This window comes from Streptomyces sp. ATLC9 (genome assembly GCF_057196705.1).
The window spans coordinates 1-10,590 of record NZ_JBXUOY010000193.1; the positions used below are offsets into that span (position 1 = coordinate 1).

Consider the following 10,590-nt stretch of genomic DNA (forward strand, 5'->3'; position numbering starts at 1 on the left):
GACGGTGGCAGGAACAAGGACCTCGACAATCCTCATTCTCGCTGGTCAGAGGCACTCTCTGTTTTCCTGACCGCCTGTCGGACAGCCCACCTCATGAAAGCCCGAGGCTAACTCCCCGTTCTCGTCCTTGCGGGTGGGATGGGTGTCCGCCACGAGGGGCCGGGTGAGGTGCTGGTGAGCGAGGACGTGGTCCAGCACGTCCCGGAAGGTAGCCAAGAGTTGCTCGGTAGTCTCCTTCCGCCGCTTCTCGATCTCCAGCAGCTCTTCCTGGGCCCGCTTGAGGTGCCGGGACATGCGCTTGGAGAGCATCACCACGGTCTCGTCCCGCATCGCCGCCTCCGCGACCGCGCGGGCCTCGCCCGGCCTGTGCTTCAGCTCCAAGCGCTCACGTACGGCGGAACGGTGGCGCTCCTCGCTCCGCTCGGAATCCGCCTCTGGCACCGTCCCCGCGGTGAGCCCCGCCTGATCGTGTACATGGGCCACGACCACCTCGGGTATCTCCCCAATCTTGGGGACACGGCCCAGCCGCGCGGCGGACTTCAGCATCACCAGCAGCGCCAAGACCCGGCCCGGGCGGTCATGCGTACGTTCACGAGCCCACGCTGTCTCCTCCGCCGACGGCGTGAAGTACTCCCGCAACTCCCGTTCCGAGATCAGCCTCTTGAACCTCGGATACGCCGTCCGCTCCAGCGATGCCACACCAACCGCCCCACGCCCGACCGACTGACAGCGGCCACCATAAACAGCGACGAACCCGGGAGCGGGGCCAGGGCCAGATCACGGAGCGTACGCGCACTCACCGTATTTGAGCGTCACGCTCTGCTGTGAAGTGGCGGCTATTGCGCGTATCTCCTCCGCCCACCAGGATCGCGTCCTCGTCCGGGTTGCCGTCGCTGTGGTCGTGGCCGAACTCGCCCACCAGGATCGGCAGTCCGGCGTCGGTGAAGCGGCCCAGTCCCGGCGGTCCCGGACGCGGCCTGCGCGGTCTGGCCCGGGCCGGCCAGCGGCAGCAGTAAGCCGAGCAGGGCGCCCGAGACGGCGGCCCCGCGAGTGGTGCGTGGTCTCATCTGTCACTCCAGTGAACCGTAAGGCTGACAACGATGTCAGACCGGCGGGACGCGAGCACCCGGCGGTCTGGGTGTGGAAGCGCTCCCAACCAGCCGCCGCCGATGCCGCGTCAAGGGGGGTGACAGGAATCGGTTCCGCGACCGTCAGGCGCTCAGGGGGAACTCCTCGCCCAGTTCGCGGAAGACGGCGGTGTTCAGCGCGAAGGCGTGACGGCACTCCTCGGCGATCCGCTGCTTCTCCAGATCGTCGGCCGGCACCGCGTCCAGCGCCGCCCGGTACTCGCGCTTGAACGCGGCGGGGTTGCCGATCCCCTCGAAGACGTAGAAGCGCACACCGTCGCCCTTGCGCGCGAAGCCCCAGGCCTTCTCGGCCTTCCCCCGGATGATCTGGCCACCGGACAGATCACCCAGATAACGGGTGTAGTGGTGGGCGACGTAGCCGCCCGGCCACCGGCGGGCCAGATCGGCGATCCGTCCGGCGTACGCGGCCGTCGCCGGCAGGGGGACCAGCGAACCGCGCCAGCCCTCCCCGCCGTGCAGATGGGTCAGGTCGCGTTCCAGGGCGGCGGTGCGGGCCAGCTCGGGCCGCAGGAACGGTCCCGCCACCGGATCACCGGCCAGGTCCCGCGCCCCGTCCTCCAGGGCGCGGTAGACGAACCACAGCTGCTCGGTGTAGCGCCGGTAGGCCTCCACCCCCAGCCCGCCGCCCAGCAGGGCGGCCATGAACGCGGAATCCTCCGCCTCCGTGTGCTGCTGCCGGGACGCCTCGCGGATGAGGACGGAGAACGGAGTCGTGGCGGACGCGACCAAGGCGGGCCTCCGGGGAGCAGACGGTGTGAGGGGGCGGGTACCGCGGAGACCGCGGGGACACCGCCCGGCCCGACCGATTCTCGCCGACCGCACCGGCAAGTCAACGTCTTGCCGACAGCTTGTCGGAAAACGGTCAGGGCAGTGTCAGGATCTCGGCGCCCGAATCGGTGACGACGAGGGTGTGCTCGAACTGGGCCGTGCGCTTGCGGTCCCTGGTCACCACCGTCCAGCCGTCCTCCCACATCTCCCACTCGTGGGTGCCCAGCGTCAGCATCGGCTCGATGGTGAACGTCATGCCGGGCTTCATCACCGTCGTCGCCCGCGGGTCGTCGTAGTGGGGGATGATCAGCCCGGAGTGGAACGAGCTGTTGATGCCGTGGCCGGTGAAGTCGCGCACCACCCCGTACCCGAAGCGCTTGGCGTACGACTCGATGACCCGGCCGATGACGTTGATCTGCCGGCCCGGCCGCACCGCCTTGATCGCGCGGTTCAGCGACTCGCGCGTCCGCTCCACCAGCAGCCGCGACTCCTCGTCCACCTCCCCGCACAGGTAGGTGGCGTTGTTGTCGCCGTGCACACCGTGGATGTACGCCGTCACGTCCAGGTTCACGATGTCGCCGTCGCGCAGGACGGTGGAGTCCGGGATGCCGTGGCAGATGACCTCGTTGACCGAGGTGCACAGCGACTTGGGGAACTTCCGGTACCCCAGCGTCGAGGGGTAGGCGCCGTGGTCGCACAGGTACTCGTGCGCGACCTCGTCGAGCTTGTCGGTGGTCACGCCGGGAGCGATGTGCCGCGCGGCCTCCGCCATGGCGCGGGCGGCGATCCGCCCCGCGGTCCGCATCTTCTCGACCGTCTCGGAATCCTGCACCTCGGGACCGGTGTACGGCGTCGGGGCGTCCTTGCCCACGTACTCCGGGCGGGGGATCGAGACGGGCACGCCGCGGTGCGGGGAGAGGGTGCCGGGAACGAGGAGCGACTGGCCAGACATGTGCGCGAGTCTAACCGTGATAGGTGACGCCCCGGCGGGGCAGCATGGATCACATGGCACTGTTCAAGCGCAAGGCGACCGGCAAGTCCGGCGAGTGGTTCTACTGCCTGTCCCACCACACGGTCGAGGAGGGCCCCCAGTGCCCGGCCAGGGAACGCCTGGGCCCGTACGCCACCCGCGCCGAGGCCGAGCAGGCGATGGACACGGCCCGCGAACGCAACGAGCGGTGGGAGAACGACCCGCGCTGGAACGAACCGAAGGACCCCGCCGCGAAGGACGGGACCGAGACGGAGTGACGGTGCGCGGGGGCCCGCCCGCCGGTGAACCCTGGCCGTGCCCGCCCGCCGGGCCCCTGGCAGGATCGGAACATGACCTCCAACGATGCTTCCGCGGACGCCCCGAAGAAGGCCCCCGCCAAGGACCCCTGGGAACTGCCGGACGTCTCCGGCCTGGTGGTCGGCGTGCTGGGCGGCACCGGCGACCAGGGCCGCGGCCTGGCGTACCGGCTGGCCCGAGCCGGCCAGAAGGTGATCCTCGGCTCGCGGGCGGCCGAGCGGGCGCGGGCCGCGGCCGGGGAGCTGGGCCCGGGCGTGGAGGGCGCCGACAACGCCGAGTGCGCCCGCCGCAGCGACGTGGTGATCGTCGCGGTGCCGTGGGAAGGGCACGCCGCCACCCTGGAGAGCCTGCGCGGGGAACTGGCGGGCAAGCTCGTCGTGGACTGCGTCAACCCGCTCGGCTTCGACGAGAAGGGCGCCTACGCGCTGAAGCCCGAGGAGGGCAGCGCCGCGCAGCAGGCCGCCGCCCTGCTGCCCGACTCGCGGGTGACCGCGGCCTTCCACCACCTGTCGGCCGTCCTGCTCCGGGACCCGGAGGTCGAGGAGATCGAGACCGACGTGATGGTGCTGGGGGAGGTGCGGGCCGACTGCGAGATCGTCCAGGCGCTGGCGGGGCGCATCCCGGGGATGCGCGGTGTGTTCGCCGGCCGGCTGCGCAACGCGCACCAGGTGGAGTCGCTGGTGGCCAACCTGATCTCGGTCAACCGCCGGTACAGGGCGCACGCGGGCGTGCGGCTCACCGACCTCTGAACGCGGTCGGGCCGGCGGTGCCGACCACCGGGTCCGCCCGCCGCCCCCGGCGCGGGGGCGGATGGGGGCGGATGGGGGACAATGGGGGGCGTCGTAACGCCGCAACCCTCTGGAGCCCGACCCCATGGCCCCCTCGTCCCCGACCCGACGAATCCCCCTGTTCGCCCTGGTCGTCTGCGGCCTCGCCGTCGTCGCGGCGGTGGTCTCCTTCGCGAAGGGTGCCTGGCCGGTGGGGGTCGTCTGGGTCCTGCTGGCCGGACTGTCGTCCAACATGGCCTGGTACTACGTGCGCCGCGCGCGGCTGGAGCGGGCCGCGTCCGAGGCGAACGGTGTCAACGCGGGATGAGGACGTTCCAGGGCTCACCCTCCCGGAAGCGGAAGTACCGCGGCCCGTGGGAGACCTCCTGCCAGGAGACGCCCGGGGCCCCCGTCACGGCGTCGGCGCCGTTCCGGAAGACGGCGTTGACCTCCGGGCTCCACGGGCGGGCGAAGACCGCCAGAAGGCCGAAGGGCGCGGAGGGCTCCACCCGGCGGGCGGCCCGGGCGGGGCCGGCCCCGCCGCGGGGGAGACCGGTGGCGGGCCGGTGGGGGGAGGGCCGGCCGCCGCCGGTCAGTGGAAGGTGTGCTCCTCGGCGGGGAAGGCGGAGCCGACCACGTCCTGGGCGAACCCGCGCGCCGCGTCGCCGAGCGACTCGCGCAGCCGCGCGTACCGCTTGACGAAGCGCGGCATCCGGCCCGCCGTCATGCCGGCCATGTCCGTCCAGACCAGCACCTGGGCGTCGCAGTCCGGGCCGGCACCGATGCCGATGGTCGGGATGCCCAGGGAGCGGGTGACCTCGGCGGCCAGCTCGGCCGGGACCATCTCCAGGACGAGGGCGAAGGCGCCCGCGTCCTGGGCGGCCTTGGCGTCGCGCAGGAGCCGGTGGGCGGCCTCGTCGCCGCGGCCCTGGACGTAGTAGCCGCCCAGCGCGTTGACCGACTGCGGGGTCAGGCCCAGGTGGGACATCACGGGGATGCCGGACCGCACCAGCAGCTCGGTCTGGGCCAGGGAGCGCTCGCCGCCCTCCAGCTTCACCGCGCCGGCGCCGGCCTCCTTCACCAGGCGGGTGGCGTTGCGCAGGGCCTGGACGGGGCCCTCCTGGTACGAGCCGAAGGGGAGGTCGGCGACGACCATCGCCCGCCGGGTTCCGCGTACGACGGCGGCGGACATCATGGCCATCTGCTCCATGGTGACGGGCACCGTGGAGTCGTAGCCGAGATGGCAGTTGCCCGCCGAGTCACCGACGAGCAGGACGGGGATGCCCGCCTCGTCGAAGACGGACGCGGTCATCGCGTCGTACGCGGTGAGCATGGGCCACTTCTCGCCGCGCTCCTTGGCGGCGGCCAGGTCCCTTACGGTGATGCGTCGCTGCTGCGTTCCGCCGTACAGCGCCTTGCTGCTGTCGGCCGCCTGCTGGGCATGCGTCATTGCGCCGGCTCCTGTGTTCGTCGTCTCGAGGCGCCCTCACGGCGTCCCCGGATCCGCGTCCATGGTGGCACCACCGCGGGGCGGGAGGGAAGGGGGGCCGCCGGGGTGCGGCACGGAGGACGCGCGGCGATACGAGACGAGTTCGTATCGTAAATGTCCTATTCTGTGGCGATGAGTGCAGTGAGTCCCGAAGCGCCACCGCATCCGACGGTCCCGGAGGCCGTGCACCGCAGACGCTGGGCGATCCTGGCGATCCTGATGCTCGGCCTGCTGATCGTCGTCCTGGACAACTCGATCCTCAACGTCGCGATGAGGACCATCGCGACCCCGCCCCCCACCGGCCTCGGCGCCACCCACAGCCAGCTGGAGTGGGCGGTGAACTCCTACACGCTCGTCTTCGCGGGACTGCTGTTCACCTCGGGCCTGCTCGGGGACCGCTACGGGCGCAAGCGGGTGATGCTGGCGGGCCTGGTGGTGTTCGGCGCCGGCTCGGTGCTGGCCGGGCTGTCGGACTCGCCCGGTGAGCTGATCGCCTTCCGCGCGCTGATGGGCGTCGGCGGCGCCCTCGTGCTGCCCTCCACGCTCGCCGTCCTGATGAACGTCTTCGAACGTGACGAGCAGCCCAGGGCCATGGGGATCTGGGCCGGGGGCGTCGGCGTGGCCATCGCCGTGGGGCCGGCCACCGGCGGCCTGCTGCTGGAGCACTTCTGGTGGGGCTCGGTCTTCCTGGTCAACGTGCCCATCGTGCTCACCGCGCTGATCGCGACGGCCGTGCTGGTCCCCGACTCCAGGGACCCCGCGCCCGGCCGCCCCGACCCCCTGGGCGTGCTGCTGTCGGTGGCCGGACTGGTGCTGCTGGTGTACGGCGTCATCAAGGGCGGGCAGCTCGCCGACTTCACCGACCCCGAGGTGCTGCTCACGGTGGGCGGCGGCCTCGCCGTCCTGGCCGGCTTCGTGCTCCACGAGAGGCGCAGCGAACATCCGGCGCTGGAGGTCCGGTACTTCCGCGAGCCCGCCTTCTCGGCCGCCGTCACCGCCGTGGCGCTGGTGTTCTTCGCGCTGATGGGCGTGACGTTCTTCATGGTCTTCTACACCCAGAGCGTGCGCGGCTACACCCCCTTCCAGACCGGCCTGCTGCTGCTCCCGCTCGCCGCCTCGCAGCTGTTCTTCGCCTCCCGGGCCGAACTGGCCGTCAAGCGCTTCGGCGCCCGGGCGACGTGCACGGCCGGCCTGCTGGCGGTCGCCGCGACCATGGCGGCGTTCCTGCTGCTGGACACCGGCACGCCGATCTGGGTCCTGGAGGTCGTCTTCGTCGTCCAGGGCGCCGGGATGGCGTGTGTCGTGCCGCCCGTCACGGTCACGATCATGCAGTCGCTGCCGCGTGAGAAGGCCGGCTCCGGCTCGGCGGTCAACAACATCTTCCGGCAGGTCGGCGGAGCGCTGGGCGTCGCGGTGCTCGGCTCGCTGCTCTCGGCGGCCTACCGCGGCCGGATCGAGGGCGAACTGGCCGGGGTGCCGGGCCTGACGAAGGGCGCCCGGCACGCGGCGGGCGAGTCCATCGAGGCCACCCGGGCGCTGGCCGGGCGGATGGGCCCGGAGGGCCGGGCGCTGGCCGAGCGGGCCGACGAGGCGTTCGTCCACGCCATGCACGTCACGGTCGCGGTCTCCGCCGCCGTCGCCCTGGCCGGCGCGGTCGTCGTCGCGCTCTTCATGCCGGGCAGGCGGGGCGCGCCGGGCGGCGGGGGCGCGGTGCGGGAGGCGGGGGAAGGGGGCGAGGCCGCGGGCGTGCCCGGGGCCGGACGCACCCGGGACGCCCTGGAGGCGGAGCGGTGACGCGGGAGGGGGACGGTGCGGTGCGTGCGGTACGCGGCAGACCGCGCAGCGCGGCCGCGGACCGGGCGATCATCGGGGCCGCCCTGCGGCTGCTGGAACGCGGGGCCGGTGTCGGAGCGCTGTCCATGGAGGGGATCGCCCGCGAGGCGGGCGTGGGCAAGGCGACCGTCTACCGCCGCTGGCCGGGCAGGGACGAACTGCTGCTGGACGTCATGCGGGCCCTGGACGAGCCCCCGGTCGAGGTGCGCGGGAACTGCGTGCGGGAGGACCTGGTGGAGATCCTGGAGGGACTGCGGCGCAAGGGCCTGGCCAAGCGGGACTCCGCGCTGCTGCGCACCATGATGAGCCACTTCCACAGCCACCCGAGGCTGTGGCGGGAGTACCGCGACACCGTGATCCGTGCCCGGCGCGAGACGCTGCACGCGGTGCTGCGGCGCGGCGCGGCCGAGGGCGTGATCCGCGCGGACCTGGACGTCGAGCTGCTGGGCGAGCTGTTCACCGGGCCGCTGTTGTCGCGGGCGCTGCTGCGCGAATGGAGGGAACTGCCCGAAGGGCTGGCCGAGCAGATCGTGGACGGGGTGCTGGACGGCGCCCGGCCGCGCGGCTGAGGGAGCCGGGGCGCTTCCGGCGGCTCCGCGGTGCGCGCGGGCGAGGGCGTGCGGACTCGCACGCCGCGCCGGAATGTGTGTGTTTCGTTACAGTGGCGGGTGCTGCCGGAAGGTCAGGAACCCGCCACAGGACCGCGTTCGTCCTGGCAGACGTGACGGCACAGGGGCCGCCCGGCGCGGCCGACGCGGCCGGCAGGCAGGACCGGCCGCCACCCGGGACGCCGGACCGGGGCGGCGGCCTCGCGATGACGGCAAGTGAGGACGGCGGATGGCACGGGTGCACATGACCGAGGCGGAGACGGCGCGGGACACGGCGGACCGGCGGCCCGACCCCGACCCCGACCCCGGCCCCTCCACCGCCGCCCGCCTCCGGCGCGCGTTCGCCCGGGCGGGCGGTGAGGGCCGGTGGCGCCGCGGCCTGCTGCTCGCGCTGTTCTCCGTGCTGACCGCACTGCTGATGGGGCTGCACTCCCGGGTGCCCAACCGGATCGGCAACCTGGGCAGCCTGGTGGAGACCTTCCTGCCGTGGGCCGGTCTGGCGATCCCCCTGCTGCTCCTGGCCGCGCTGCTGCGCCGTTCGGCCACCGCGCTGGTGGCGCTGCTGCTGCCCGCCCTGGTCTGGGCGGACATGTTCGGCGGCCTGGTCACCGACAAGCGCGGCGCCGGCGGAGACCTGACGGTGGCCACCCACAACGTCAACGCCGACAACCCCGACCCCGCCGGTACGGCACGTCAGCTGGCGCGCAGCGGCGCCGAGGTGCTGGCACTCCAGGAACTGCCGGGCCGGTCGGTGGGGGAGTACAGGACGGCACTGGCGGAGGCCTACCCCTACCACACGGTGCAGGGCACGGTCGGGCTGTGGAGCAAGTACCCGATCGAGGACGCCCGGCCGGTGGACATAGGGATCGGCTGGACGCGGGCGATGCGCGCCACCGTCACCACCCCGGGCGGGGACGTCGCCGTGTACGGCGCGCACCTGCCGTCGGTGCGGGTGAAGTTCGAGGCGGGGTTCACCGCCCGCCAGCGCGATGTCGCCTCCGACCTGCTGGGCGAGGCCATCGTGGCGGAGCCGGTCGGGCGGGTGGTGCTGCTGGGCGACCTCAACGGGACGATGAACGACCGGGCGCTGGCGTCCGTCACCTCACAGATGCGTTCCACGCAGGGCGCGGCGGGCGACGGGTTCGGGTTCAGCTGGCCCGCTTCGTTCCCGATGGCCCGGATCGACCAGATCATGGTGAAGGGGGTCGAGCCGGTGTCGTCGTGGACGCTGTCGCCGACCGCCAGCGACCATCTGCCGCTGGCGGCGTCGGTGAGCTGGTAGGGCAGCGGAGCCTGGAGGGCGGTCCGTCCCGTGGGGGCGGGCCGCCCTCTGCCCGTGGCAGGGCTGCCACCTATTTGTTTTGCACCGGAACAAAAAGCTGCGAGACTTGTCCGTGTCCGGGGCGGACCGGCTCCGCCATCCCGCCCCGCCGCACATCCGCCCCCGTGTCGAAAGGCTCTCCCATGCCCCTGGCCCTGTTCGCGCTCGCGGTCGCGGCCTTCGGGATCGGTACGACCGAGTTCGTGATGATGGGCCTGCTGCCCAACGTCGCGGACGACCTGGGCGTCTCCGTGCCCACCGCCGGCCATCTCGTCTCCGCCTACGCCGTCGGCGTCGTCATCGGCGCCCCGCTCCTGGCCGCCGCCGGGGTCCGCGTACCGCGCAGGCGGATGCTGATCGCCCTGATGGGCCTGTTCACCCTCGGCAACCTCGCCTCCGCCCTCGCCCCGGGATACGGCACGCTGCTGGCCGGGCGGGTGCTGGCCGGGCTGCCGCACGGCGCGTTCTTCGGCGTCGGCGCGGTCGTCGCCGCCCGCCTGGTGCGGGAGGGCCGGCAGGCGCGGGCCGTGGCCACGATGTTCCTGGGGCTGACCGTGGCCAACATCGTCGGAGTGCCCGGCGGCACGGCGCTGGGGCAGCAACTGGGGTGGCGCGCGACGTTCCTGGTCGTCACCGTGATCGGACTGGTCGCGATGGGGGCGCTGGCGGCCCTGGTGCCGTATCTGCCGCTGGAGCGGCGGGACGGCGGCGGCACCGGTGGCGACGGCGGCGGCGCGATCCGCGAACTGCGCCGCGAGGTACGGGCACTGGGGGACCGGCAGGTGCTGCTCGGGCTGCTGACGGCCGTCTTCGGCTTCGCGGGCGTCTTCGCCCTCTACAGCTACCTCGCCTCGATGGTCACCGAGGTCACGGGGATGGCCGAGTCCTCGGTGACGGTCGTGCTGGCGCTCTTCGGGGTCGGCATGACGCTGGGGGCGCTGGCCGCCGGGCCGCTGACCGACCGCGCGCCGCGTCCCACGCTGTACGGGGCCCTGGGGGCGCTGGCACTGGCGCTGGTGGCCTTCCGGTTCACCGTCCACGTGCCGTGGGCGGCGATGGCGACCGTGGTGGTGATCGGCGCGGTGGGGTTCATGACCACCACGCCGCTGCAGATGATCGTGATGGAGAAGGCGCGCCACGCGCCGACGCTCGCCGCGGCCTCCAACCACTCCGCGTTCAACCTGGCGAACGCGGGCGGCGCGTGGGCCGGCGGCACGGCCATCGCGGCGGGCTGGGGCTGGACGTCCCCGGCGCTGGTGGGCGCCGCCCTGGCGGTGCTGGGTCTGGTGATCGCCGTGGTGGCGGGGGTGCTGGACCGGGAGGCGCCGTCCGGGCGCCGGTCGCGGGTGGTGGCCCGCTGGGCGGGCG

At 73.0% G+C, this 10,590-nt stretch carries 12 protein-coding genes; 7 read left to right on the forward strand and 5 right to left on the reverse strand.

What is annotated here, in order from left to right:
- Positions 1–45: 45 nt before the first annotated feature.
- From AC2CJA_RS18865 to map, 3 genes are all read right to left on the reverse strand, one after another.
- A complete protein-coding gene (locus AC2CJA_RS18865) occupies positions 46–699 on the reverse strand; it encodes a DUF4158 domain-containing protein (RefSeq protein WP_484603880.1) in 654 nt (217 codons plus the stop codon).
- A 512-nt stretch (positions 700–1,211) separates the two neighbouring features.
- The gene (locus AC2CJA_RS18870) at positions 1,212–1,877 is read right to left on the reverse strand and encodes a biliverdin-producing heme oxygenase (protein WP_484603881.1); all 666 of its coding nucleotides are present in this window, start codon (positions 1,875–1,877) and stop codon (positions 1,212–1,214) included.
- A gap of 133 nt (positions 1,878–2,010) precedes the next feature.
- Entirely contained in the window at positions 2,011–2,868 is an 858-nt protein-coding gene (gene map / locus AC2CJA_RS18875) for a type I methionyl aminopeptidase (RefSeq protein ID WP_484603882.1), read from the reverse strand.
- Between the two features lie 53 nt (positions 2,869–2,921).
- Between map and AC2CJA_RS18880 the strand changes: the two genes are divergently transcribed.
- The 3 genes from AC2CJA_RS18880 to AC2CJA_RS18890 all read left to right on the forward strand — a co-directional run bounded on the left by AC2CJA_RS18880 (position 2,922) and on the right by AC2CJA_RS18890 (position 4,299).
- Positions 2,922–3,164, forward strand: coding sequence for a hypothetical protein (locus AC2CJA_RS18880; RefSeq protein ID WP_484603883.1), 243 nt, complete (start codon positions 2,922–2,924; stop codon positions 3,162–3,164).
- Positions 3,165–3,236: 72 nt separating this feature from the next.
- The gene (gene npdG / locus AC2CJA_RS18885) at positions 3,237–3,953 is read left to right on the forward strand and encodes an NADPH-dependent F420 reductase (protein WP_484603884.1); all 717 of its coding nucleotides are present in this window, start codon (positions 3,237–3,239) and stop codon (positions 3,951–3,953) included.
- Positions 3,954–4,077: 124 nt separating this feature from the next.
- Entirely contained in the window at positions 4,078–4,299 is a 222-nt protein-coding gene (locus tag AC2CJA_RS18890; protein ID WP_484603885.1) for a hypothetical protein, read from the forward strand.
- On the opposite strand, the gene AC2CJA_RS18895 is transcribed toward AC2CJA_RS18890, so the two are convergent.
- Both AC2CJA_RS18895 and panB read right to left on the reverse strand, forming a co-directional pair.
- The gene (locus AC2CJA_RS18895) at positions 4,286–4,480 is read right to left on the reverse strand and encodes a hypothetical protein (RefSeq protein ID WP_484603886.1); all 195 of its coding nucleotides are present in this window, start codon (positions 4,478–4,480) and stop codon (positions 4,286–4,288) included. The genes AC2CJA_RS18890 and AC2CJA_RS18895 overlap by 14 nt on opposite strands.
- A gap of 83 nt (positions 4,481–4,563) precedes the next feature.
- A complete protein-coding gene (gene panB, locus AC2CJA_RS18900) occupies positions 4,564–5,421 on the reverse strand; it encodes a 3-methyl-2-oxobutanoate hydroxymethyltransferase (protein WP_484603887.1) in 858 nt (285 codons plus the stop codon).
- 171 nt (positions 5,422–5,592) lie between these two features.
- Between panB and AC2CJA_RS18905 the strand changes: the two genes are divergently transcribed.
- The 4 genes from AC2CJA_RS18905 to AC2CJA_RS18920 form a co-directional block, all read left to right on the forward strand.
- Positions 5,593–7,254, forward strand: a complete 1,662-nt coding sequence (locus tag AC2CJA_RS18905; RefSeq protein ID WP_484603888.1) for an MFS transporter — start codon at positions 5,593–5,595, stop codon at positions 7,252–7,254.
- Positions 7,251–7,862 (forward strand): TetR/AcrR family transcriptional regulator, encoded by a 612-nt coding sequence (locus AC2CJA_RS18910; protein WP_484603889.1) that lies wholly within the window; start codon positions 7,251–7,253, stop codon positions 7,860–7,862. The genes AC2CJA_RS18905 and AC2CJA_RS18910 overlap by 4 nt, the downstream gene beginning before the upstream one ends.
- A gap of 268 nt (positions 7,863–8,130) precedes the next feature.
- Complete coding sequence (locus AC2CJA_RS18915) at positions 8,131–9,183, forward strand: endonuclease/exonuclease/phosphatase family protein (protein ID WP_484603890.1); 1,053 nt, start codon at positions 8,131–8,133, stop codon at positions 9,181–9,183.
- 182 nt (positions 9,184–9,365) lie between these two features.
- A partial coding sequence (locus AC2CJA_RS18920) for an MFS transporter (protein WP_484603891.1) occupies positions 9,366–10,590 on the forward strand: 1,225 nt, incomplete at its 3' end.

Excerpts from the sequence above, each read along its gene's own strand:
- AC2CJA_RS18905 (WP_484603888.1), top strand. The coding sequence starts at position 5,593 with ATGAGTGCAGTGAGTCCCGAAGCGCCACCGCATCCGACGGTCCCGGAG.
- AC2CJA_RS18915 (WP_484603890.1), top strand. The coding sequence starts at position 8,131 with ATGGCACGGGTGCACATGACCGAGGCGGAGACGGCGCGGGACACGGCG.
- map (WP_484603882.1), bottom strand. The coding sequence starts at position 2,868 with ATGTCTGGCCAGTCGCTCCTCGTTCCCGGCACCCTCTCCCCGCACCGC.
- AC2CJA_RS18890 (WP_484603885.1), top strand. The coding sequence starts at position 4,078 with ATGGCCCCCTCGTCCCCGACCCGACGAATCCCCCTGTTCGCCCTGGTC.
- AC2CJA_RS18880 (WP_484603883.1), top strand. The coding sequence starts at position 2,922 with ATGGCACTGTTCAAGCGCAAGGCGACCGGCAAGTCCGGCGAGTGGTTC.
- panB (WP_484603887.1), bottom strand. The coding sequence starts at position 5,421 with ATGACGCATGCCCAGCAGGCGGCCGACAGCAGCAAGGCGCTGTACGGC.
- npdG (WP_484603884.1), top strand. The coding sequence starts at position 3,237 with ATGACCTCCAACGATGCTTCCGCGGACGCCCCGAAGAAGGCCCCCGCC.